Below are 26,892 nucleotides of genomic sequence, written 5' to 3'. Positions count from 1 at the left end.
AAGAGCCGAAGGTGCAATCCACGGCCATCAGGCAAATGAGGGAGGAAATAAAGAAGCTGACCGGCAAAGAGTAAAGCCTATGTTTTTTCATCCTATTCCCTTTGTCAGACGAGCCATTCGATATTGCTTCTTCACAGCCGTGAAGAACTCATTTTGATTTCGTATCTTTGTCCCAATGAAGCCAAACAATAAAGTTCTACTGGGAATGAGTGGAGGAACGGACAGCTCCGTTGCCGCCTTACTGTTACAGGATGCCGGGTACGAAGTGACCGGTGTCACTTTTCGTTTTTATGAAAAAGAAGGAGATACGGAATATTTGGACGATGCACGGACTTTATGTGAACAACTGAAAATCAAGCATATCACCTACGACGTTCGCAATATATTCCGAAAGACAATCATTGATTATTTTATCCGCGAATACATGGCCGGGCATACCCCTGTGCCTTGCACGCTCTGTAACAATTACCTCAAATGGCCACTTCTACAACAGTTGGCCGACGAATTGGGTATCTATCATTTTGCTACCGGTCACTATGTCCGCAAGCGTTTCATCGACGGATTTTACCACATCACTGCCGGAGCAGACCCTGACAAAGAACAGTCGTTCTTTTTATGGGGGCTTCCACAAGATATCCTGCAACGGATGTTGCTCCCGATGGGGGAACTCACCAAAACCCGTGTCCGCGAAATAGCCGAAGAACGAGGTTTCTTGAAGGCAGCCCGCAAACGTGACAGTCTGGGAGTGTGCTTCTGTCCCATGGACTATCGCACGTTTTTACGCCGCGAGCTGCCGGAAAATAGCATTAAGCCCGGCAAATTTTTCGATGAAACAGGAAACTTCATTGCATGGCACGAAGGTTATCCTTTCTATACCATCGGTCAGCGACGGGGATTGGGGATTGATTTAAACCGTGCCGTCTTCGTAAAAGAGATATTTCCCGAAGAAAACAAAGTGATATTAAGTGATTTAAAAGCGTTGGAAAAAACAGAAATGACATTGAAAGACTGGAATATCACAAATCCTGACGCATTGCTCTGCAAGGACGATGTGATTGTGAAAATACGCTATCGCAAGCAAGCTAATCGGTGCACAGTGACACTGCAAGCGGACAATACGCTCCACGTGCAACTGCACGAGCCGCTTACCGCCATTGCCACCGGACAGGCAGCCGCTTTTTATCGAGAAGACGTGGTGTTGGGAGGAGGAATTATCTTATAGGGACAGACCTGTATGTCTGCTTGAATAATCAATAGCAGTCAACGGAGTATTGAGAGTATTATAATCTTCTCCTAAGAACTTACCATCATAAATATTAAACTTAGGATTACCAACTAAGGTATAATATTCTGCATTTGGTACAAACTCACTATACTGAGTTGCATAAGCATAAATGCTTCATAGAACGGAAAAAGACCAAAGTGTTTCAAAAAGAGACCTAAGAGTTTTTCAAAAAGACTTAGGTCTTTTACTAAAACACTTTGGACTTTCAGGAAAAGACTTAGGTCTTTTAAAAAAACTCTTCCATCTTTATTTCAAAACAAAAAGTGCAAAAAACAACTACAATTATCACAAGAAAGCATATTTTGCTCTCACCCTCTCACCTGCATCATCAAGAAGCCGATGAATAAAGTGTTTCAGTGGTGAGAGATAAGGGTGAGGGATGGGGTGATAGATGAGAGCATAGCTCTTATTTTCGACTAATAATGTATATTTTCGGTATCCCTGTGTGCACACTTTTCCACATACGTGTGCACGCGCGCTTCCGTCGGCATGAAGTGTTTCAGCCTGCATAACAGAGTGTTTTATCCTGTCAAACAAAGTGTTTCACGACATCAAACAAAGTGTTTCAGGCTGTTGAAACACTTTGTTTGAAAGAGTGAAACAACCGACGCGAAAGCAGTCATTGTGCAACAGCGACATACGCAACAGAAAGAAGCAACGCCCATGTGTGTCAACTTGTATAAGAAAGAATGCACAAAATACGTTTTTTGCCCAAAATGAGAGAACTGTTCTCACCTTTTTGTCCATCTCTCACCCTCATCTCTCACCCCTGAAACCCTCTATTCATCAGGGATAAGGAGATGTGGGTGAGAGGGTGAGAGAACACCCAACGCATATTTGATACCGGCATCGAATGACCACGGATTGATGTAATGGGCAGACATATTAAATTTACGCAAGAACTTTTGCACAATCGCATATACTTTCCCTCATATATTGTGATACTGAATCCGTTTTTTTTGTTAATTGTTTGCCTATTCCACACATTAATTTATACCTTTGCATTTCTAATTGGATGAATTATGGAAAATAAACTAACCATTTACAATACATTAAGTCGCAGAAAGGAACTTTTTGTTCCCCTCCATGCACCCCATGTAGGTATGTATGTGTGCGGCCCTACAGTATACGGTGATGCCCATTTGGGACATGCTCGCCCGGCTATCACATTCGATATCCTGTTCCGTTATCTCACCCATCTGGGATATAAAGTGCGCTATGTGCGTAACATTACTGACGTGGGCCATTTGGAACATGATGCCGATGAAGGTGAAGACAAGATTGCAAAAAAAGCACGTCTTGAACAACTGGAACCGATGGAAGTGGTGCAGTATTACCTGAACCGTTACCACAAAGCAATGGAAGCCCTCAACGTGCTTCCGCCCAGCATTGAGCCACATGCTTCAGGACATATCATCGAACAAATCCGTTTGGTGGAAGAAATTATGAAAAACGGATATGCTTACGAAAGTGAAGGCTCTGTCTACTTCGATGTAGCAAAATACAACAAAGACCATCACTACGGCAAGCTGTCGGGACGTAATCTGGACGATGTGCTGAACACAACCCGAGAATTGGACGGACAAAGTGAAAAGCATAATCCTGCCGACTTCGCCCTGTGGAAAGCAGCCCAACCGGAACATATCATGCGCTGGCCCAGCCCATGGAGCAACGGTTTCCCCGGATGGCATTGCGAATGTACTGCTATGGGTAAGAAATATCTGGGTGAACATTTCGACATCCACGGTGGGGGCATGGACCTGATTTTCCCGCACCACGAATGTGAAATTGCACAAAGTGTGGCTTCGCAGGGAGACGATATGGTTCACTATTGGATGCACAATAACATGATTACCATCAACGGACAGAAGATGGGTAAATCTTACCATAACTTTATTAACCTGGATGAATTCTTCAACGGGTCGCATGAACTGCTCACCCAAGCATATAGCCCGATGACCATCCGCTTCTTCATCCTTCAGGCACACTATCGCAGCACGGTAGACTTCAGCAATGAGGCCTTGCAAGCTGCAGAAAAAGGATTGCAACGCCTGCAAGAGGCTGTGAAAGGATTGGACCGCATCACTCCGGGTAAACAAACTACCGGCATCGATGGCGTGAAAGAGCTTCGTGCCAAATGCTATGAAGCGATGAATGATGACCTCAACTCACCGATTGTCATCGCTCATCTGTTTGACGGAGCACGAATGATTAATACGGTTCTCGACAAAAAAGCGACTATTTCGGAAGAAGACTTGGAAGAACTGAAAAGCTTATTCCCTCTTTTCATGTACGAAATTCTCGGTTTGAAAGAAGAAACGGCCAACAACGAGGCTCGTGAAGAGGCTTACGGAAAAGTGGTGGATATGCTGCTGGAACAACGTATGCAGGCGAAAGCCAATAAAGACTGGGCTACCAGCGACAAGATTCGCGACGAACTGGCCGCTTTGGGTTTTGAAGTGAAAGATACAAAAGACGGATTTACTTGGAAATTGAACAAGTAAGTTGATGTCTCTATCCTTATTTCAGCTGAGGGTGTTAAAATGTCGTTTTCATTTTGACACCCTCCATATATAATATACAGACAACTTATTTTTCTTGCCCTTTGGGAATGACAATCCAGAAACAGGAGCCCTCCCCTTCTATAGAATCCACTCCGATATTTCCTCCCATCTGCTCCACTATGCTCTTACAGATGGAAAGTCCGAGCCCTGTTCCGTGAACAAAACTGTTTAACTTGACAAATCGTTCAAAAACAGAATCCACCTTGTCTGCAGGAATACCCACTCCTGTATCGCGTACGTAAAACTTCAAACGATTTTTCCCCACTTCATGGTATCCCAAAGAAATACTGCCCTGAACCGTAAACTTTAATGCATTATTAATAAAATTGGACAGCACCTGTGTGAGTCTGGTCTTATCAACATAAAGTGTACATTGCGGCAAATGGTCTTCAAAACGAAGTTCCACCCCTGCCGGTGTCTTCATCCGCAGTGAGTAGACTATCTCACTACAGAGCGCATTTACATCGACAGTGCTTCCTACAAAATCGAAAGTGCCTGATTCAATCTTCGACAAATCCAGAATATCAGAGATTAACTGCAACAAAAGCTCCGTATTTTCGTGCACAATAGACATATATTGTGAACGCTCTTCTTTGTCCTCTGCCTGAATGAGCAGGTCGGAGAAACCAACAATGGCATTCAGGGGAGTACGAATCTCATGACTCATATTGGCAAGAAAAGCCGATTTTAAACGGTCCAGGTTCTCTGCCTTTTCTTTCGCCTTTATCAGCATCATTTCCGTTTCCTTCAGTTCTGTGATATCATAATTGATACATACCATATCAATAATACCGTCTTCGGGACGGAAATCACGCACCATGACATTAATCCGTGTCCACGTATAATTCCCGCCTTCCCGCAAGATACGGACATCGTGGCGCAAATGGGTGGCTGTACGGTCCAATACTTGCTCAAAGAAAGCGAGTATCACCCGACGGTCGTCAGGATGGAAGTGGGAATGTATCTTGATAATTTGGGAAAGAGGGGTCCCCTCTTTCTCACCGACATTCCTATACCAACTGCTGACAGCATAACCGTCACGCGTCAAGGCATTGAAATGAGCATATCCCACCTTGGCATAATCCCCCACCAGCGTAAAGAACTCTTCAAATTCCTGTATCTTATGATGCGCATTATTCGTCTCCGTGTTGTCTATATTAGTAATCAGAATATTCACCAGATTGCCCGACGAGTCCAGGATAGGAATGGCTTTTGAAATCAGTTCTATCCGCCCCTGCTTTAGTGTTTTATAGTAGTCGCCTATCCGGTCAAAATCATATTCAAAGCCAAAGTTGAAAGACTTTCCTTCTTTCAGCATATCCTCCCAGTTGTCACACAGCATCGGGTTGGCAAACAAATTGATTCCCAGTACATCTTCTTTACAGGTCATTCCAAAGATTTCAAGGTCCTTATCATTGATATCCACCAATGTACCCTCCCGGTCGTATAGTTCGATACCTACAGGAATATTCTTATAAATATCGCGGAAATACTGTTGTTCAAACGAGGCCTCGGATTCTGCCTTATACAATCCCACACAAATACTGATGATATTCGCCAGTGAAGCAAACCACTGATAATCTTCGTTTCTCCATTCACGAAACTCCTTCATAATCTCAATTCCCATATACCCCCACACTCCGTCTTTGGAGTTCAGGGGAACTGCCATGACGGATTTTACTCCTGCGGCAGCCAGACGCATCCTCTCTTCCACCGCATCGGCGGGAATGGAATCTGAGGTAAAGAGGATGACAGGAATACCCGAAAACAGTTGCGTGTCCCACCAACTGCCGTATGCTATGGGTTCAATGGACTGAAAACGCTTTTCGTGCGCAACTCCTTCGGCCACAATCTCATGGACACAACTTTGCAGATGACTGATTTTATCATATTCGACAATATAAGTCCGGTCTCCTTTAAACTGGAAAAGCACGTCACGCAAAATTTTATCAATGACTCCCGTCACATCGTCTGAATGAAGAAAATCCAACAAAGAACGGGAAATGCCGTTCAACCGATACAGCAAATCATTCAGCCGGACAACCGTATCTTCCTGCATACTCATACGCTGGCGCGAAACACATTGCAGCATGCCCATTATACGAACGTGCCCATCATCAGTAATCCGCTTGTCACCGACTTTAGTGCTTACCCACATGACACCGTACTTAGTATGAATAGGAAAGACTTGCTCATAGATGTCCATCATCTTAAACGAACGGAACTCTGCAAGCACCCGTTCCCTGTAATCTGCACAGATTAAATTTCCAAAATCCGAAAATGAAATCTTTCCCCCTTCGATACCTAACAAATCTGCCACAAAATCTGAGCAATAATAAACTCCTTCATTAAAGTCGGCCTCCCACCACCCCATCCGGGCTATTGAGACCAGCTGCTGTAACCTAATATTATCTTCTTCAACCTTATTCATACTTTATTTCCTGCTTTTAAAGATGCAAGATAAACATTATATCAGTCACTCAATCATTTTATTCCAAAAATAACTCCCTTAATGGGTATTTTTAACCCTATTCATTTGCAAATGAGCAACAATATCTTTAATTTCGTGAAACAACTGCATTACAAACCCTGCAAATCCATAACGCAATGAAAGACAAAGTCCTATTAATCTGCCTGTTACTACTGGTATCCCTAGGGATATCCGCACAGAAATACACGATTTATATAGATGATTTCAATAGTGAAATCAAAGTTCCCAATAAAGTGCTCAATGCCATTCGGAGTGTTGTATTGGACGGCATACAGCAAACAAATCGTGTAAATATTGTTGATGCGATGGCTGTAGGCGCCGACCTCAATCTGAGTCCATTGGAAGACGCACGCCGTTTCCGGGCCGAGTATCTGCTACGCGGAAATTTAGTATCACGCGAGGCTACTGACGATGGAAGTTCGCATCGCCGCTATCACAGCCGCGAGAACAGTTTCAAAGAAAAGTTCAAGCTACAGTTGGACTTGATTCGCACCAGTGACGGAACCACTATCGGTACAAGGGTTTATGAAGAAACCGGTTCGTCTTCGGGCAAAGATGCGAGCCAGTTTGCAGCGTTGGAACATTCACTGTTGGGTATGCCGTATGAAATGAGAAACTTTGTGGAGAATTACTTTAAGGTTTATGGCAGCATCTTGAAACTTGCCGGAGATAATGGGAAAAAAGCTAAAACAGTTTATATCAATCTGGGATATGATGATCCGATAAAGGAAGGCCAGCGGTTTGATGTAATGGAAGACGGGATGATTGACGGTAATTATATGGAAGATAAAGTAGGAGAAGTACGCATTGATAAAATCATGGGACCGAAGATTTCTCTATGCAAGGTTAATAAAGGTGGAGAAGACATCTTAAGGATAATCAATGAAGGAAAAATCACCTTGAGACTGGTTTCCAGAAAAGCCAAACTCTTTGATGAATAAGGCAAAGGGGCTTTACTCTGTATACATTCGGGAGTGTGTCAAAACTAAACCGACCTATCCCATCGTCAGCTGTAGGGGCAGGGTTTGCCTGCCCGAAGACACAAAGTAAACTGTTTTCGGGCGAGCGAAACGACAGCATTATCCACGTTTTGACACAACCCACCTCCGACCACATGGCAGTCACCTTCACTTCTCGACAATAGATGTCAGCGGATGCCTGTTTCCTTTTATTTCTTTCAGAAATGCCTTTGCGGAGCCAAAGTTCAGATAAAGGTCCAAGCGCACGGGCAAATGGTTTTTATCATCGGTGATATAAAAGGTAATCACCTCTTTCTCTTTTCCCTTTTTATACTCTACCAACGAAAAGACAAGGCAACGATATTTCACTCCGCCTTCCGCCTTAAATACCTTCTTCCCACGATAAATCAACGTCTGGTCTTCTATCTTGGTTCCGGTGGCCATCGGGAAAATAATTTTCTGTCCCACCGTGTAATCATCGACATCGAAAGAACGCGCCTGCATCAGAATGCTCAGCATATCAAATATACATCCTTTGCTTTCGTCACGCGTCTTCACCGTGTCACGACCACGACGCATCCTGCGCTGGTCGGCAATACATTTATCACCTTTATAGCTGAACCATACTTCGTCCACTGTATAGCGGTCACCTTCCTCTGCTCCTTTACGGAAATAAAGAGGCTCCAACCGATTGGTCGTGATACAAGTCAGCGTATCACGCATCTTGAAAAAGAAATCAACCATACCATTCGTGACGGCCACCAAATTGGTGCGGAAACAAGGCTTGCCCTGATAAGTCACTGCCTGCATATCCATCCGGGCGACACCGGCATCTTTCCAGATGAATTTCCAGTTGAACTTAAGGTCATAAGTCAACAGTTCGCCCGCTTGTATAGCTTCATTCTTTGCAGCACACTGCGCTCCCGCGGTACACATAATGAACCAAGAGCACAATAGTATGGATATTATTTTTTTCATCGGCCTAGTTTTCTAGCTCTTTCTTTGTTTCTGTCCTGTATCTTCTTCGTCTCTTCCGGCTTCTGCTTCTTTATTTCATCCAATTTCTGTTTTTCAACCGGGACCGCATTGATATCCCAATTTTCCTCAAACTCAAAGTTTGCCTTCATCTCCCATACCTTCGGGAAATAATAGACTTCTTCAGGCTGCGAATGCTCCGAATATTTTCCGGTATCCCAGACTCCGTTACCGTTCCGGTCATTGAACAGACGGATATAGAATTTCGTTCCGGGATTGAGATAATAGAAATCCGCCGTATTCTGAGGAGTTATCCGTTGCCGGCGCAACACTTTGCCGCTTCCATCCAGCAACTCTACCACTGCTGTGGAATCGGCACCGGTAATATTCAGCAAGATAGTTCCATATTCATCCAGTTTTTTCACCTTCATGGTCTGCTTCACCTTATTGGTATGCAAGCCATACATTCCCCTAAAGGCCATCGAGTCTATCGACAGCTGATATTCCTTTTCGGGTTCCCACTCCGCCAATATTTCATACTTGCGGGGCATCACGGAGTCCGCCACAAACATAAATGGAATTTCTTCCCACAGGCTGTCTTTCTTTATTTCCATGTGAATGGCCGCCGTATCAATGCTTGCCACAGGCTCATCGAACGACAGATATACATTTCTATCAAGGTCGAAAGCAGAAGGGGCATCCACATTCAGTGTAAGGAACTTGGTAGGTTCCGGCTCAATCGTTTCTCCTTTCTTTTCCTTCTTCTTACGTTCCTTTTCCTTCTCTTCGGCTGCTTTGGCTTCCAGTTTCTCCCGCTCCGCACGAGTCAACTTATTTGCCAGAAAGAGTGTATCAGTCTGCGGCACAAGACGGTCCAATGTATCCGTTGCCAAGTAATCCATCTGAATTTCGAGCGTGTCCATCTGATATATCAACGAGTCTTTAATCCAATAGCAGATAGAGTCGTTGCGGTCGGTCTTCTCGATGATAAAAGCATCCCGTTCATCAAAGTTCAATCCCTTCAGCGTGGGAAGCGTATCTGCCCGCGCACTGAAAGTAAGAACAAAATGATTCTCTTTATCACGTTCGCTGCGAGTAAGGTATTGGCGGTCATTTTCTTCCTTAAACGCTCTCAGTATAATATCATCCGGCAGGAAACGGGTGTATCCCACACTCTTAATGGTATCGATGGTCAGTGAATCCTTCCAAATCGTATCTTGGCGCATGGCATCCTCCATGGCAGGTATGATAATGGAATCGCTGAAAGCAATCATCTCGGTCTTGGAATCGAATAAATAATTCTGATTACCATCCATTAAGGCATAAATACGATATTTGCCGGGAGCGATGCCACGAATGGAGAAGTGTCCGCGACTGTCTGTACGGGATACGCGGTCGAATGGTTTCTTCATAAAGGCACTGTCACTCAAGTCAGAGTGCAGACCTACCTGGATATTCTTCACCGGCTCCAAATCTGAAGCGCCGAGCACTGTCCCCGATACTTCCATTGTATCGATAGTCGTACCGGTGGAAAAGGTAAAGGCATAATTACCCAACGGATTACCCTCGTTGTTATCGACAATAGCATCCGCGAAATCGATAGTATAAGTAGTATTCGGCTTTAACGAATCCACCAATCCTACCACTACTTTCCTTCCACTGGCTTTGATTTCGGGCTGTTCCAACTGGGGAGGAGATACTACCACCTTCTCCGCAGCCTTTTCCAGCTTGATAAATTCATCAAATTCAATGGTTACTTTTTTCTCTTTACTATTGATGGCAAATGGTTTGGGGGTACTCCTGACAAACTTTGGCGGCTCTTCATCATACGGACCACCGTCGGGGTTTCCCATGCTGGCGCATGAGTACACCACAATCATCAACATCAGCAAAGCAGGTAATTTATGTCTATTCCAATTCATTTCTTTACTTGTTCAAGCTTAGCATTTCTTCTATATATTCACGCGTATTGCTCAGCCTAGGTACTTTGTGTTGTCCTCCCAACTTGCCTTTCTCTTTCAACCAGTCATGGAACAGGTTGGGACGGGCTACAATAATTTCCAAGGGCTGCAAGGTAAGGTTTTTATGTCGTTTTGCTTCGTAATCGGAGTTAATTTCTTGTAAAGAGGCATCGAGTACCTTGCTAAATTTCTCTAAAGAGTCTGGCATGACTGCAAATTCTATCAACCACTGATGACGGCATTTGGCATTGGCATCCATGAAAACAGGAGCAGCGGAGTAATCTGTGATTTGTGCACCGGTAGCGGCACATGCCTTTGCCAACCCCTGTTCGGCATTGTCCACCATCAGCTCTTCACCAAAAGCATTGATAAAATGCTTGGTGCGGCCCGTGATGACAAATTTATAAGGATGCTTACTCGTAAACTTCACCGTATCACCAATCATATAACGCCACAATCCGCAAGATGTACTGATGACCATCGCATAATTCCTGTTCAGTTCCACATCTGCCAAAGGAATGATATGGGGGTTTTCGTTTTCTATCTCTTCCATCGGAATAAATTCATAGAATACCCCATAGTCAATCATCAACATCATGGCAGGATCATCGAAATCATTTTGTAATCCGAAGAAACCTTCACTGGCATTATAAGTCTCCATGTAGTGCATTTTATCACTGCGAATAATCTGCTTGTACTGTTCGCGGTAAGGGGTAAATGCCACTCCTCCATGAAAAAACACTTCCAGATTAGGCCATACTTCCGCCAGATTATCTGTCCCCTTGATTTCCATGATATGTCTGACAACAGCCAACATCCACGAAGGCACTCCCGACAAGTTGGTCACATTCTTGTTCATCGTGCTGCGGGCAATCTTCTCCACTTTTTCCTCAAAGTCGCTTAACAGTGCGATTTTCTTTTCGGGCACACGAATAAGGTTAACCAATGGATTGACGTTCTCAATCAGAATGGCAGACAAGTCACCCACCAAGCTCCGCTTCAGATTATAATTGGAAGCATGGCTACCTCCCAAAATCAGCCCTTTTCCCGAGAAGAAACGGCTATTGGGATTTTGCTGTAAATAAAGCGCGACGGCATCCATACCGCCGGCATAATGGATATCATGCAATCCTTCTTTGCTGACAGGAATAAATTTACTCTTATCATTGGTCGTGCCCGAAGACTTTGCAAACCAGATGACTTCACCCGGCCACAATACATTTTTTTCTCCCCGGCGCATACGCTCCACATAGGGCTTTATTTCCTCGTAAGTCTGTAAAGGAACACGTTGATAATCCTGATAACTCTTTATGTCTTTATAGCTATACTCCAATCCCCATTTCGTATTGGCAGCGTCTTTGATAAGACGGTCAAAAACCTTTGCCTGAATAGCTTCAGCTTGAGTGGCATACAATGCCGTAGCTGTCTGTCGGGGTTTGAATAGTGTACTAATTAGTCTGGTCGAATTCATTTCCGTTAATATACAATTCGTTATATCCTGCAAAATTAACCTTTTCTGTATTAATAAGCCTTATAACATTATTTTTTTTATAGTTTTCTGCATTACTTTTATTTTTTCTTATCTTTACGCACGTTTACAACTTAACATCAACGGCTATGAAGATAGGAATTTTGACATCAGGAGGAGACTGTCCCGGAATAAACGCCACTATCAGAGGAGTTTGTAAAACAGCCATAAATCACTACGGCATGGAAGTTTTTGGAATCCGAAGCGGATTTCGAGGCTTATTGGACAACGATATAGAACCTTTGACAGAAAAATCGTTATCAGGTTTGCTCAATTTAGGAGGAACCATTCTTGGAACTTCACGTGAGAAACCATTTAAAAAACGTCTGTCTGCCGCTTCCGAAGACAAACCGGCATTAATGTTGAAGAATATCCATGACCTGGGATTGGACTGCATTGTCTGCATCGGTGGGAACGGTACACAAAAAACAGCCGCCAAGCTAGCACAAGCGGGCGTCAATGTGGTGTCTGTCCCCAAAACCATCGACAATGACGTATGGGGAACCGACGTGTCTTTCGGGTTTGATTCTGCTGTAACGATTGCAACCGACGCTATCGACCGTTTACATTCGACTGCCAGTTCGCACCAGCGTGTCATGGTTATCGAAGTGATGGGACATAAGGCCGGATGGATTGCCCTTTACTCAGGCATGGCAGGCGGTGGTGATGTCATTCTCATCCCGGAACTACCTTATAATATCCATAACATCGGCAACACAATTATCGAAAGGTTGAAAAAGGGAAAGCCTTACTCCATTGTCGTTGTGGCAGAAGGCATCCAGACCATCAACGGTAAAAAGGCCGCCGAATACATAGCCGAAGAGATAGAATATGAAACCGGATTCGAAACACGCGAAACGGTTTTGGGGTATATCCAGCGCGGAGGCTCACCCACCCCATACGACCGTAATCTAGCCACCCGGATGGGAGGCCATGCTACGGAACTGATTGCCACCGGACAATTCGGAAGAATGGTTTCCCTGCAAGGAGCTCAGATAGGCTCTGTTCCTTTGGATGAAGTAGCCGGCAAATTAAAATTGGTGGACGAAGACCATGACCTGATTGTCCAAGGAAAACGGATGGGAATCTGCTTCGGCTAGCTCCCTTGCATTTCAGGTTTATCTATATACTTGGATGGCGACACTCCGAATTGCTCAGTGAAATGTTTTCGGAGGGTACGGGTGTCGCTATAACCTACCATTTCTGCTATTTCCTGAATGGAGTATCTGTTCTCCATGATTAGAGAGGCAGCTTTGCTCATACGGATACTGCGGATGATATCTATCGCTGCCAGTTCGCTACGCTGTTTTATCTTTCTATATAAAGTAGGCTGGCTCATATTCAATTGTTCCGCCAATATCTTCACATTAAAGTTTTCATCTGCCAGATTAGCCTCAATAACCTGAATAACCCCTTTCATGAAATCATCCGCCACTTCTTCTGCCTCGCCCTGTTTCGTTTCCTTCTGCTTCAGCATCAAAGCTTTGGTATAAATACGTTTCAGGCGTTCGCGCTGCAAGATAAGATTCTCAACCCTCGATTTCAGTATTTCCGGATTAAACGGTTTCAGTATATAATCGTCCGCCCCCACTTTAGACCCATACAGGATATCCGCATCTTCTGCCTTGGCAGTCAACATCAAAATAGGAATATGCGCAGTGCACGGCCGCTCCCGAATCTCACGACAACAGACAAATCCATCCTTGACGGGCATCATGATGTCCGATATAATAAGATTCGGAATCTTCTCCGTAGCTATCCGGACACCTTCTTCTCCATTGGCAGCCTCATACAACGTATAATTCTTGCAAAACAAACTGCATATATAGGCACGTACCTCCTCGTTGTCTTCGATAATAAGAAGGCTTTTCTTGTTTCCAGCCTCTTTTTTCTGCTCGGCAACAGAGGAACTTACAGGTACAGGAATATCCGTCTCCTCATTCACCGGTGTTTCCACCAGTTCATACTTATCTTCCGAAAAATGAGCATTTCCCTCAGGAATAGCCAATACAAACGTACTTCCTTCTTGCGGACTACTCTTCAAAGAGATAGAGCCATGATGCAAATCCATGGTATTCTTTACAATACGCAGCCCGATACCGACTTTGGTAGAGAGCATCGGAACTTGGTCACCCGTGATGAAAGAGTCAAAAACCCGTTCCTGCAACTCTTCGGGTATTCCCTTACCTGTATCAGAAACAGTCAGTTTGCAAAATGCCTGTCCATCTATTTGTACCCGCTCCATGCGTAAAATGACACGGCCCCGGGGAGAAGTGTATTTAAAGGCGTTCGACAATAAATTACGGATGGCCGATGATATTTTCTCCACATCTATCCATAACACCAACGGCTCTGCAGGGAGTTGAATATCGAAGTCAAACCCTTTTGTCTCAGCAATCTGACGAAAAGAGTCCACTACTTCCTCCACAACAGTCACTATATCGGTTTGAGACAGGCGAAGCTTTACCATGCCCGCCTCTATCTTCTGCACATAAAGTAAATGGTCTACCAATGTATGCAATGAAGCGGCATTACGATAAACCACAATCAGTTTCTTATAAATTACATCAGCCGAACTTAATGTCTGCAACAATTCTTGCAAAGGCGAAAGTATTAAAGTCAGCGGCGTACGCAACTCATGTGAGGCATTGGTAAAGAAGTTCTCCCGCTCCAGCCGTATCTGCTTCTCCTTGTCTCGTTCTACGTTGGCCGTAAAAACTTCATGTTCCAATTGCAGCTCATGCTCCAATCTCTTTTGACGAATCCGGAACCGATTGATAGTCCATAATACAATCATGAGAGCCAATCCCAACAGCGATAATTTAAACCATACCGTTTCACTCCAATGTGGAAGAATAACTACCTTCAAAGAAGTCATTTTACCCATTTTCTCATCCGGAAACAAATTCTGCACTTCAAACATATACTCGCCTGCACGCAAATTGGCATACGATATCTTTTCACCTCTGTTGCCTATCATCCAGTCCGTTTGATAAGGAAACAACCGATACCGAAGCTTCTGCTGCTCATCGGAATAAGACAGATTATTAAAGGTGAGCGAGAAATCACGATTTCTGTCATTCAATTCTATTTCCTTGGTATAAAACAAATTATTATTCAGTATCACCTGCCCGTTTATCTCTTCCCCGATATTTACCGTCTTGTTTCCAACTTCCAAGGTAGAAACTGCAACAACCTCCGAGAAAGGAAAAGCATTGATATTCTCCGGATTGAAATAAGTAAGACTCTTATTATTACCAAAGAACAAATTATCACCATGTAAGAACGCAGTGCGGTTACTGCCTGAGATATAATAATGGTAGAACAATCTCTGATGACGGCTATAACGCGAAATCCCCGAATTGGAGCCAAGCCATATTTGGCCCTTGGCATCCTCGGTGATACACCCTATAAAGTTATTGCACAGACCATTGTGTGTGGTATAGAAGTCTTTCATCTCCTCCGTTCGCGGATTCACTATTGCAAAACCATTCTCATATCCCACATACAGTAACCCATCGGAAGAAGCAAGCAATGACCGGACAGACACATTCTGTAGTCCGAACAAAGAATTATATCCGACCTCCATAACTCCGTCATTGTTGATGCGCGCCAACCCTTTCGTCTCCAAGCCCAGCCATAACTTACCATCTTTTGTTTCTGAAATAGCACGAACATCAATATAAGAATCTGTCAATGATGCCTTTCGGACTTTTATCCGGTAACACTCTCCGGTTTCAGGATTAAACCTCAACAAGCCACCTTCCGTACCAATCCAAAAAATCTTTTTCGAGTCCATATAGAGAGACCACACAGAAGACTTATTCATCAAGCCATCCGGATACAAAGTATAGCTCCTAAACAGACCGGATTTATCATATACCGACAATGTACCGTCCTGATTACCGAACCAAACATTTCCTTCCCCATCTTTTAACAAGCATAGCACTGTTTCCCGGCTTTTAACTTCCCGACTGCCCACAGTGTCAAAATCAAGCATCTCCAATGGGTTAAAAGGTTTACGGCTTTTCATTATGCCTTTATGAAAAGTAGCCAACCATATATATCCTTTATCATCTGCCGTGATACCGCAAATTTCATTATGCCTGTCCTGATGAAATTGATTAAAATACTGCAATCTCAAGTCTGAATACATCACTCCACCACCATTCGTCCCTATCCACAAAATTCCCTGTGAATCATAATATACCGAAATCATGCGTATCTCAAGATTCCGGTTAACAAGTGAAACATTATTATAGATACTCGTGGTCAATCCTTCAGAAGAGTCCCTGCCGGGAGTTATGATAGTATATCCATTCCACGTCACAGCCAACAACCGGCCATTATTAATTGGAACTAACCCATAAACATCCGTATGCGACAATAAATTCGGTTTACCCTCCCCTTCATACGAAATACGATAGATATGTCCGGTACGCTTATAATAACGAATCAGCCCATACACCTTAGTAGAAATCCATATAATATCATCTCCGTCTAAAATGGAACTGATATTATAGTTTTCTTTTACTGGAATACAACCGGCTAACGAAACTTGCCCGGTCACAGCTTGCTTTTTCACATTATAAGTAATCAGGTTAATATGGTTGTCGGCCAAGTAAATCTCATCATTGTCATGCGAAAAAGCAAAACGAACAAGATAATCCTTTTTCTGAACCAATCCCCCAACCTTTGTTTTTACATTTAAAACAAGATTTATGACATTCCCCTCTTCATCTGTTTCCTCCTTAACATCAAATAAATACAAATAATCCCGACTCATCGCCCAACATTGTTTATCATGACTGATGGCAACTTGCGTCAGTTTAGGCACTTCTGCTGCCATCTCTATCGGAATGAATTGTTCCGTCAGCCTGTTAAAACCCCAAAGTGTCTTCTGAACCAATATCCCCAAACAATGTTCAGACAGTTCGCTTATTCCTGTAACATTCATATACGGTACCGAATCTACCGTAAAACTCTTAACGGAAGAACCATCATAACGGCTTATTCCGTTATTAGTTCCGAACCACATAAATCCATCTTTATCCTTATGTATGCAGTTGACATTATTGTCGGCCAACCCATTTTGTATAGTCAGCAAACGAACGTCACGATTTAAAAAGGCATAACAACCATTACACAGCAAGAAGTTTATCACGACAAATAACAAGGTAAGAATTGCAAGACGTTTCATTGGCATCAGATTATTGAAAGCAAAAGAACTATATTTTCTTTAAAAAGCAAAGAAAATCAGCGCAAAAACATGGAATGAATTAAACGTGTATGCAAACTGAAAAGAATATGTATCTCCCTTAAATAAGTTCAATCGTACATTTGCCAGTACTAATTAACCTTATGTGTAACTTAAATAATATACAATGAAAAAAATCACACTTTCACTCATTCTATTGTTGGTAGCCATGGTCACCCATGCACAACAATTTAACATTACCGGTAGCGTTGTCGACAAAAAGTCCAACGAAGCTATTATCGGTGCCAGTATAATTGTCAAAGGAACTGCTCATGGGACCATCACCAATGCAGATGGTGCATTCTCTCTTGACAAAGTAAACAAAGGAGATGTATTAGTCATCTCGTATGTAGGATATCAGTCACAAGACATTTTTCTTAATGGAAATCAAAAGAATTTCGACATCAAGATGGTCGAAGACTCGAAAACCTTAGACGAAGTGGTGGTAGTGGGTTATGGTATCCAAAAGAAACAGGATATTACCGGCTCTGTTGTCTCGGTAGGTGAAGGCAAATTTACGGAAGGCGTTAATACAAATGCTTTTCAAATGATTAATGGTAAAGCAGCCGGTGTAAATATCAGCCAGACAAGTTCTGCTCCAGGTGCCTCAACGAAGATACAGATTCGCGGTGCAGGTTCCATTAACAGTAGCAACTCTGCATTGGTGGTAGTAGACGGACTTCCGGGGGTAGATCCTTCTTCCATTAACCCCAACGATATTAAGTCAATAGAAATATTAAAGGACGCCTCAGCCGCAGCTATTTATGGAACACGTGCAGCCAATGGCGTCGTACTGATTACGACAAAGGGTGGCAACAAGGGAGAAATGACCGTAAAGTTCGGCGCAGAAGTAGGATTTCAGTCTGTAGCAAAAACAATAGATGTTCTCAATGGGAAACAATATATGGAAACACTGAATGCCCTTCGTTTGGAATCAAATAATCCCGAAGGAGCTATCTATACAGCAGAGCAAATTGCAGCTGTAGGTAAAGGTACAAACTGGCAGGATGAGATTTTCCGAGTTTCTGCACCGGTACAAAACTATCAATTATCCATATCCGGCGGAAGCGATAAGCATGACTATTATTTAGGACTCAGCTATTTTGACCAACAAGGAGTTGTGAAACTCTCTAGTTTAAAGAAATACAATGTAAGAGCCAATATGAATTTTACTCCAAAGACCTTCTTACGCTTTAAATTCAATATGAACTATACACGTACCGATGGAAAATCTACGTATGAAAATATGACCGGAGCCAATGAAGCCGCAGGCCCAATAAATTCTGCTCTGCAATTTGACCCGACTCTAGCTCCGGGTATTGACCCGGAAACAGGACGTTATCGGAAAAACAGCTTTATCGCACTCGACAACCCACAAGCACTTTTATATGGTATCAGTCCTGAAAAACAAGGGAATAGTGTTTATGGAACATTCACCACAGAAATTGAGCCATTCAAAGATTTCGTGTTTACAGCCAGATTAGGTGCCACCATCGATTCTTATACCGAGTCCAGCTACAGAAGCAGAGAGACTATCAACGGATTGGCCAGTAAGGGCGAAGCCTCAAAGAAAAGTGGAGAAAATACCCAATGGCTGGCAGAATTCTTATTGAGTTATAAAAAGAATTTCAATGACGTTCATAAACTAACCTTTCTGGCCGGTGCTACATTCGAACAGTTCTTGTCACAATATGTAAGAGGAACAGCCAAAGGCTTCTTGTCGGATGTCACAGGTTTCAACAATATGCATAGCGGAGACAACCTGAATGGAGATGATGTTTATTCTTATAAAGACCGCAACCGCTTGAATGGTTTCTTAGGCAGAATCAACTACGATTTTATGAATAAATATCTACTTACAGCATCTTTCCGTTATGATGGAACTTCACGGTTCTCCAAAGACCATAAATATGCTTTCTTCCCATCCGTGGCTTTTGCATGGAGAATGTCGGAAGAACCATTTATCAAGAAGTTTGAAAATATCAGCGATTTAAAGTTGCGCATCGGATACGGACAGTTAGGCAACCAAGGTATCGCCAACTATCAAACCATCCAAACTCTTTCTGCCGGAGGCTCTGCTGTCTTTGGGAACTCACTCGCTCAAGGAGTAGTACAGGCAAGGCTTCCTAATCCCGGACTAAAATGGGAAACAACAGCAGAATCCAATATAGGTGTAGACTTTGGCTTCTTTAATAACCGTATCACAGGTAGTTTAGACTTCTATATCCGTGATACAAAAGACCAGTTATTTAACAAACCGTTGCCCTCTTCTATAGGATTCAGCAACGTAAAAGTGAATGCGGGAAAAGTTCGTAATTCCGGTATCGACTTTACACTAAACACAGTAAATATTAACTCAAAAGCATGGGGATGGGATACTTCTTTAAACCTTTCTTTCCTAAAGAACAGAGTTAAGGAACTTCCGGCATTTATTCCCGAATTGATAACAGGTTCTGTTTCCAGCTTCATCTCCGGTTATGAAATAACCAGAGTGGGTGACCCCATTTATTCATATTATGGTTATGAAGTGGAAGGAATCTTTCAAAAAGACGATAACATTGCCAGCTCTGCCCAGCCCAATGCCAAACCAGGTGAATTAAAGTTCAAGAATCAGGATAGCGACAATGCCATCACTTCAAATGACCGGGTAGTATTAGGTAAACCTTTCCCCGATGTGACCTTTGGCTTTACGAATAGCCTCCGTTACAAAAATTTCTCTTTAAGCATTTTTGTCCAAGGGGTGCTGAGTATACAAACACTAGATGCAAATGTCATTGAAACACTTTACCCGACCAATGAATATCGTAACCGAATAGCTAAATACTATACAGGCAGATGGACTGAGAATAATCCAACCAATAAATATCCCAGCGGAGTAAATCCCTCTAATTATGGCGGACAATATTCCATTAACTCATTAACAGTAGTAGATGCTTCTTTTGTACGCATTAAAAACATAAATCTGAGTTATGACATACCAATCAAAAAAAATAATATTATACAGGCTGCCACCATTTATGGAGCAATAGATAATCTTTTCACATTCACCGGCTATGACGGTTTCGACCCTGACGCAAGCGCATCAGGAAGCGATAAGGTTTCTAAAGTAAACTATAATAGTTATCCATTGGCACGTACTGTAAGATTTGGAGTAAATATCACATTCTAAAAACAAAGCACTATGAAAATAAATAAATACATATATATCATTGCCGCATCATTATTATTAAGCGGCACCATGAGCTGTACAGATTTTCTTGAAGAGAAAGTTTACACAGAATATGACCCCAATGCAATGTTGCAAGACCAGTCAGGTATTGATGCACTGCTTGCCGGTGCCTATGCACGTTCCAGAATTATCGAGTACTCCAGCCGTAACTATACCTACCTGATGAATGAGTTTCCAACCGATATTGCTTTCGAGACAGGAGGTGGACTGGAACGTGATGCGGCTCCGTTTATCAACTTTATTTGGGCGGTAGACAATTCCATCTTAAATTCTTTCTGGGGTAAAATGTATGAGGCAATTGCCAGTGCCAATTCTGTGCTTAACGTCACAGAAGGCCTACAAGGTGTCTCAGAAGAAAACCTAAAGAAAATACAAGGAGAAGCTCGTTTTATACGTGCCGTATCCTACTATTTCTTATATAATATCTTTGGAACAACTCCAATTATCGAAATTCCGAAAGATGCAAGTCCCGATGAAATTGAACAGATAGGCAAGTCAACCCCACGCGCCAGTCAGGAAGATTTCGTCAAATATTTAGTAGCTGACCTGACCTTTGCCGCTGAAAATCTGCCGATAGAAGAAAACCCAATCGGAAAAGCGACAAAAGGTGCAGCTCTTGCCGTTCTTACCAAACTTTATATGCATGAAAAGGATTGGGACAATGTCATCTCAACCTCACAACAAGTCATTGATTTGAATTATTATTCATTATATGACAATTACAAGAAGATGTTTTCCATAGAAGGAGAAAATAACAAGGAATATATCTATAGAACTCCCTGTATCGCCCAATCAGGTTATCACAATAACTATATGCCGCATGCATTTCCTCCCAATTATCCGATTCAGTCCAATTGGGTCAACTTTGGTGCACAGTTCAGGACTTACACCGCATTTTATGAAACTTTCTTGCCCAACGACAATAGAACGGAAGTCCTTATCACAAATTACACCGATCAAAGTGGAGAGAAAGTCGAATTACTCAGAAACGAAGAAGGCGTTGCCTTGGACAATGTAAGAAGCTTTAAATATTGGCCGGACCCTGATGCTGTAGGTGAAGCAAACGGTAATGATATTGTTTATATTCGTTACGCAGATATCTTACTCTGTAAAGCAGAAGCTTTAAATGAGAAACAAGGACCCAATCAAGAAAGTATCACGCTCATCAACATGATAAGAAAAAGAGCAAAGACCGATGAGATTTCGTTAAACGACTATAACAGTAAAGAAGCATTAAGAGACTTTATCTTAGCAGAAAGAGGCAGGGAATTTTTCTCTGAAGGCCTGAGAAGAGAAGACCTCATCAGACATGGCAAATTCATTTCTGATGCAGTAGCAAGAGGCAAGAACGCAAAGCCTTTCCATGTGCTTTATCCTATTCCGCAACGACAAAGAGAGGCTAATAGCAGTTTGGGACAAAATCCGGGATACGAAGGAGCCGAATAACATAGCAAAGCAAAGGGACTGACTCCAAAGGCAGGACAACCTGTCTTTGGAGGGTATCTCTCCACACTGTTTATCCGCCATCCATCACTTTCATTATGAGAGCCATATTGGTTTGCGGTAAAGTAAAGAAGGATTCTCGGCTGAATATCATTTTTTTATTCTATCTTTGGATGCACTGTCCACCAACAACCATGTGCTAAATATAGTATAAGCAATGAAAAAACTCTATCTATCTATAATGCTCGTTATGAGCTCTGTCTTGTGTTATGCACAACAAGAAATTATTGTTCCCAAACCTCATCAGCTGAAATGGCACGAAGCGGAAATGGGAGCCGTTTTTCACTATGACCTTCATGTGTTTGATGGAATACGTTACGGACAAGGCAATAACCGTATCAATCCCATTGAAGATTATAATATATTTAATCCTACCCAACTGGATACTGACCAATGGATTCAGGCAGCCAAAGCAGCAGGATGTAAATTTGCCGTACTGACAGCCACGCACGAAACCGGGTTCGGTCTATGGCAAAGCGACGTAAATCCATATTGCCTGAAAGCCGTAAAATGGAGAGATGGAAAGGGGGACATCGTCCGGGATTTTGTCAACTCTTGCCGTAAATATGGTATTCAGCCGGGCATTTATGTAGGAATCAGATGGAACTCATTACTGGGTATACATAATTTTAAAGTAGCCGGTGACGGGGAGTTTGCAGCCAACAGACAAGCATGGTATAAACGATATTGCGAGAAAATGGTGGAAGAGCTATGCACACGCTACGGAGAATTATTCATGATTTGGTTTGATGGCGGAGCCGACGACCCTCATGGAGACGGACCGGACGTGGAACCCATCGTCAACAAGTATCAACCCAATTGCCTATTTTATCACAATGTAGACAGAGCGGATTTGCGCTGGGGCGGTTCTGAGTCGGGCACTGTCGGTTATCCTTGCTGGAGCACCTTTCCTTATCCCTACAGCCATAGCAATGCCACCGAGCCCAATCGCGACCACGGAAAACTGCTGAAGCATGGTGACCCTAACGGCAGATACTGGGTACCGTCAATGGCAGACAGTCCACTACGAGGCGCCAATGGCCGCCACGAATGGTTTTGGGAGCCGGACGATGAAAACAATATCTACTCTGTGGATGAATTGATGAATATGTATGAAAAGTCTGTGGGACGTAATGCCACCCTGATGATGGGACTGACACCGAATCCTGACGGATTAATTCCCGATGGAGACCGCCAGCGCCTTATGGAATGGGGACAGGAAATAAACCGTCGTTTCAGTACTCCACTTGCCCAGACAGCCGGACAAAAGAAAAGTCTGGTGCTGAAATTAGATAAAAAGCAAACCGTCAACTATTGTATCCTTCAAGAAGATATAGCCAAGGGAGAAAGAATCCGTCAATATAAGGTGGAAGCAAAAGTGGATGGTAAATGGAAAACTGTATGTGCAGGGCAGTCTGTCGGCCACAAACGGATAGAAAGATTTGAGCCGGTAGAGACCGCAGTTCTTCGCCTGACAATTACAGAAGCAATAGCGCAACCCGAAATTATCAACTTTAGTGCTTACCATATAACTCCTCTTGAACAGACAGATTACACGTACGAAAAAGGAAAATCATTCAAGGATATGCCGGCTTTGTTCATGCAAGACAGTATTGACCTGACTCATATTTCAACCACTGTCTCTTATGCCAGAACTATTCCCGAACGTACCCAAACAGTTGCTTATCCCGTAAAGTTACCGGATTATGTCCGTGGCACCTTTTTCAGCCGCGATTCAAGGCCGGGAGATTACGAATGGCCCAACAATACCAACCGGCTCCTTCCTTGGACTTTCAATCATTTAGCCGAGCTGACAGATTCCCAATACCCGGGAATTCCTTCCAATGCCGCCCCTTCCACTGTGGGGGATGCTTTATTGCTTGAGCTTAAAAATGGAGAGTTTGTATTTGCCAAAGCTGTTGCAGGAAAAAATAGCCTAAGCTGGCTGCAAGTCAATAAAAACGATTCGATAACCCTTTACGTTTCAACTTTAGGAAAAGATGCCCTTGCCCCTACCGTTCCTCTTTTATTAACCGGACAGGCTAAATCTGTATATGAAACTGTACGCAAGGCTTATCAAGCCCTGATTGCAGACAAAGAAGTTTCCAGTTTGAAGAGCCGGACAGAGAAAGATTATTTCGAAGCTTTCCGCTATCTGGGCTGGTGCACTTGGGAACATTATCATTACGATATAGATGAAAACAAAATAACAAACGATATCGAAGCGATTGAAGCCTCCAAGATTCCCATCAGATATGTTTTAATAGACGACGGACATCTTGCCAACAAAAACCGACAACTGACCGGTTTTATGCCTGATAAAAAGCGTTTCCCCTCAGGATGGGGAAATATCATCTCACATAAGAAGGACGATAAAATCAAATGGATGGGGCTATGGTACAGTTTATCAGGATATTGGATGGGATTATCACCTGAAAACGACTTCCCGACCGACATTCAGCACATATTATACAGACAGAACCAATGCCTGTTGCCGGGTAAAGACAGTGCCAACATCCGCACTTTCTACCATTATTATGTCAGCTCATTGAAAGAACATGGATTTGACTTTCTGAAAGTCGACAATCAAGCATTCACACTTCCTCTTTATATGGGAGGAATAGAAAGTATCAGACAGGCGGCTGACTGCAACCGGAGTCTGGAAGAGGAAATGCATAGACAGAAGATGGGGTTGATGAACTGTATGGCACAAAATGTTATCAATACAGACCATGTGCTTTACAGCAACAGCACCCGCGTCAGCATTGACTATAAGAAGTACAATGAGAATATGGCGAAATCACATCTGTTCCAATCCTATACCAATACTTTATTATTGGGACAAACAGTATGGCCCGACCATGATATGTTCCACTCCAGCGATACTGTTTGTGGTGCTTTGATGGCGCGTTCCAAGGCAATTTCGGGAGGGCCGGTCTATTTGTCGGACTCCCCTAAAGATTTTATCAAAGAGCATATACTGCCATTAATTGATGAACAAGGAAAGCTGTTCCGTCCCAACGAGCCGGCTGTGCCTATGCCTGAATCCGTTCTTACCAACCCATTATGGAGTGGAAAAGCCTACCGTGTCATGGCACCGGTTGGCAATGGTGCATTAGCGGTTATCTGTTATAACCTTAATGTTTCTCCCGAATTCCAACAAGTAGAGACAACCTTATGCAAAGATGACTATTATTTACGCGGAGAATTTGCAGGAATCCCGACAACTCAAGCTTCGCGCATATTACTTTATGATTGGGAGAAACAAGTAGCCGAAGAACTATCCGAAAAGACCTCTATCCAATTAACCGGATTTACGGACAAGCTCTTCCATCTCTGCCCGATAGAAAAAGGCTGGGCAGTAATCGGCATTCAAGAAAAGTATTTGTCCCCCGCCACTGTTGAGATTGTCTCATTAACAGATAATCAACTGACACTAAACGTTTTATGTCCGGGTGTACTGAAAGTATGGATAGAGAAAGCCGGAAAAGCGGAGTTGAGAAGTATATCCATCAATCAACCGAAACAAATTGTAATCTATAAATAACCCATAAAACAAACCTATATGAATAAAAGCTTACTATTATCCTTAGCCTTGGCTTCTGTAGCAGGAACCAATGCACAAGCACGGGAGAAAGCTACACAGCCCTCTGCAGAGCAGAGACCCAATATCATCTTATTTATGGTGGACGATATGGGATGGCAAGACACTTCATTACCTTTCTGGACACAGAAAACACATTATAATGAAGCCTACGAAACTCCCAATATGGAACGTTTGGCCCAAAAAGGAATGATGTTTACACAGGCCTATGCCTGCAACATCAGTTCAGCTACCCGATGCAGCCTTATCACAGGCGTCAACAACGCACGCCACAGGGTCACCAATTGGACACTTGAAAGAGACAAAACCACCGACCGCCAAAGTGAAACGGTTCAATTACCGGATTGGAATTATAATGGGGTCAGTCAGGTAGAAGGTACTCCAAACACCTTTGTCGGAACCTCTTTTGTCGATTTATTAAGACAAAGCGGCTACCACACTATCCACTGCGGTAAGGCTCATTTCGGGTCTATCGACACCCCGGGCGAAAACCCTAACCATTGGGGATTCGAAGTCAACATTGCCGGACACGCTGCCGGAGGACTCGCCACTTATCTGAGTGAAAAGAACTATGGTCATAAACGAGACGGCCAACCTTACTCACTTATGGCCATTCCCGGACTGGAGAACTACTGGGGAACAGGTGTATTTGCAACAGAAGCCTTGACTCGTGAAGCTATCAAAGCACTGGATAAAGCTAAAAAATATAATCAGCCTTTCTACCTGTATATGTCACATTATGCCATTCATATACCCGTAGACAAAGACATGCGCTTCTATCCCAAATACCTCAAGAAAGGATTGACCGAAAAGGAAGCCGCCTATGCCTCACTCATCGAAGGAATGGATAAAAGTCTGGGAGACTTGATGGATTGGCTGGACAAAAATGATGAGGCAGATAATACGATTATTATCTTTATGAGCGACAATGGCGGACTGGCTTCTGAACCTGCATGGCGTGACGGTGAACTCCATACTCAAAACTATCCGTTAAATAGTGGAAAAGGCTCTTTATACGAAGGCGGTATCCGGGAGCCCATGATTGTCAGATGGCCCGGTGTAGTCACTCCCGGTACCCGCTGTGACAAATATCTGATGATTGAAGACTTCTATCCTACCATCCTCGAAATGGCAGGAGTCCAAAATTATAAAACCGTACAACCGCTTGACGGAACCAGTTTCATACCGTTGCTGAAAGGAACCGGAGACCCATCCAAAGGACGTGCAATCGTATGGAATTTCCCGAATATATGGGGAAATGACGGCCCCGGCATCAATCTGGACTGCTCCATCCGAAAAGATGAATGGAAACTGGTCTATTATTATGAGACCGGCAAAAAAGAACTGTTTAATATCCCCGAAGATATCGGAGAAAAACATGATGTAGCCGCACAACACCCTGATATTGTAAAACGCTTATCCAACGAACTAGGTAGCTACTTACGTAAGGTAGGAGGGCAACGCCCCAGCTTTAAAGCCACAAACAAACCCTGTCCATGGCCGGACGAAGTGTAAAGGCTTGACTCAAAACTCTAT

The 26,892-nt window shown here is 43.2% G+C and carries 14 protein-coding genes and 1 pseudogene; 9 read left to right on the top strand and 6 right to left on the bottom strand.

The features are described from left to right. Window positions 1-175: 175 nt before the first annotated feature. Complete coding sequence (gene mnmA, locus QYT14_RS11500) at window positions 176-1,222, top strand: tRNA 2-thiouridine(34) synthase MnmA (protein ID WP_288325920.1); 1,047 nt, start codon at window positions 176-178, stop codon at window positions 1,220-1,222. A 348-nt stretch (window positions 1,223-1,570) separates the two neighbouring features. Here the strand turns inward: mnmA and QYT14_RS11495 are convergent, their stop codons facing one another. After that, window positions 1,571-1,795, bottom strand: coding sequence for a hypothetical protein (locus QYT14_RS11495; RefSeq protein ID WP_288325921.1), 225 nt, complete (start codon window positions 1,793-1,795; stop codon window positions 1,571-1,573). Between the two features lie 512 nt (window positions 1,796-2,307). Here QYT14_RS11495 and cysS point away from each other — a divergent pair. Next, the gene (gene cysS / locus QYT14_RS11490; protein WP_237039531.1) at window positions 2,308-3,789 is read left to right on the top strand and encodes a cysteine--tRNA ligase; all 1,482 of its coding nucleotides are present in this window, start codon (window positions 2,308-2,310) and stop codon (window positions 3,787-3,789) included. Window positions 3,790-3,874: 85 nt separating this feature from the next. On the opposite strand, the gene QYT14_RS11485 is transcribed toward cysS, so the two are convergent. Then, a complete protein-coding gene (locus QYT14_RS11485; RefSeq protein ID WP_288325922.1) occupies window positions 3,875-6,280 on the bottom strand; it encodes an ATP-binding protein in 2,406 nt (801 codons plus the stop codon). A 176-nt stretch (window positions 6,281-6,456) separates the two neighbouring features. Here QYT14_RS11485 and QYT14_RS11480 point away from each other — a divergent pair, with 176 nt between their 5' ends. Next, complete coding sequence (locus tag QYT14_RS11480; protein ID WP_288325924.1) at window positions 6,457-7,281, top strand: hypothetical protein; 825 nt, start codon at window positions 6,457-6,459, stop codon at window positions 7,279-7,281. A 186-nt stretch (window positions 7,282-7,467) separates the two neighbouring features. On the opposite strand, the gene QYT14_RS11475 is transcribed toward QYT14_RS11480, so the two are convergent. The 3 genes from QYT14_RS11475 to QYT14_RS11465 are packed head-to-tail and all read right to left on the bottom strand — an operon-like array spanning window position 7,468 to window position 11,706. Beyond that, entirely contained in the window at window positions 7,468-8,277 is an 810-nt protein-coding gene (locus tag QYT14_RS11475) for a DUF3108 domain-containing protein (RefSeq protein WP_288325926.1), read from the bottom strand. After that, the gene (locus QYT14_RS11470) at window positions 8,274-10,196 is read right to left on the bottom strand and encodes an Ig-like domain-containing protein (RefSeq protein ID WP_288325927.1); all 1,923 of its coding nucleotides are present in this window, start codon (window positions 10,194-10,196) and stop codon (window positions 8,274-8,276) included. Before QYT14_RS11470 ends, QYT14_RS11475 begins: the two co-directional genes overlap by 4 nt. A gap of 4 nt (window positions 10,197-10,200) precedes the next feature. Beyond that, window positions 10,201-11,706, bottom strand: a complete 1,506-nt coding sequence (locus tag QYT14_RS11465; protein WP_288325928.1) for a GH3 auxin-responsive promoter family protein — start codon at window positions 11,704-11,706, stop codon at window positions 10,201-10,203. A gap of 146 nt (window positions 11,707-11,852) precedes the next feature. Between QYT14_RS11465 and QYT14_RS11460 the strand changes: the two genes are divergently transcribed. Beyond that, entirely contained in the window at window positions 11,853-12,863 is a 1,011-nt protein-coding gene (locus QYT14_RS11460) for an ATP-dependent 6-phosphofructokinase (protein WP_237039537.1), read from the top strand. On the opposite strand, the gene QYT14_RS11455 is transcribed toward QYT14_RS11460, so the two are convergent. Then, the gene (locus QYT14_RS11455; RefSeq protein ID WP_288325930.1) at window positions 12,860-16,963 is read right to left on the bottom strand and encodes a two-component regulator propeller domain-containing protein; all 4,104 of its coding nucleotides are present in this window, start codon (window positions 16,961-16,963) and stop codon (window positions 12,860-12,862) included. The genes QYT14_RS11460 and QYT14_RS11455 overlap by 4 nt on opposite strands. 184 nt (window positions 16,964-17,147) lie before the next feature. On the opposite strand from QYT14_RS11455, the gene QYT14_RS11450 reads away from it, so the two are divergent. The 5 genes and pseudogenes from QYT14_RS11450 to QYT14_RS11430 all read left to right on the top strand — a co-directional run bounded on the left by QYT14_RS11450 (window position 17,148) and on the right by QYT14_RS11430 (window position 26,871). Continuing rightward, the gene (locus tag QYT14_RS11450) at window positions 17,148-20,189 is read left to right on the top strand and encodes a TonB-dependent receptor (RefSeq protein ID WP_288325932.1); all 3,042 of its coding nucleotides are present in this window, start codon (window positions 17,148-17,150) and stop codon (window positions 20,187-20,189) included. A gap of 12 nt (window positions 20,190-20,201) precedes the next feature. Next, the gene (locus QYT14_RS11445) at window positions 20,202-21,695 is read left to right on the top strand and encodes a RagB/SusD family nutrient uptake outer membrane protein (protein WP_288325933.1); all 1,494 of its coding nucleotides are present in this window, start codon (window positions 20,202-20,204) and stop codon (window positions 21,693-21,695) included. 214 nt (window positions 21,696-21,909) lie between these two features. Then, window positions 21,910-23,283: pseudogene (locus QYT14_RS11440) on the top strand (alpha-L-fucosidase); the annotation flags it as partial. Further along, window positions 23,257-25,299: a Sip1-related alpha-galactosidase gene (locus QYT14_RS11435; RefSeq protein WP_288325955.1), complete on the top strand. Its 2,043-nt coding sequence runs from the start codon at window positions 23,257-23,259 to the stop codon at window positions 25,297-25,299. The pseudogene QYT14_RS11440 and the gene QYT14_RS11435, both read left to right, overlap by 27 nt. A gap of 18 nt (window positions 25,300-25,317) precedes the next feature. Beyond that, window positions 25,318-26,871: a sulfatase gene (locus tag QYT14_RS11430; protein ID WP_288325935.1), complete on the top strand. Its 1,554-nt coding sequence runs from the start codon at window positions 25,318-25,320 to the stop codon at window positions 26,869-26,871. Window positions 26,872-26,892: the final 21 nt, after the last annotated feature.

Origin of the sequence: uncultured Phocaeicola sp., assembly GCF_948499155.1 — a bacterium.
Lineage (GTDB): Bacteria > Bacteroidota > Bacteroidia > Bacteroidales > Bacteroidaceae > Phocaeicola > Phocaeicola faecalis.
The sequence above is the reverse complement of the archived record's forward strand: the minus strand, read 5'-3'. Positions and strand labels throughout refer to the sequence as shown.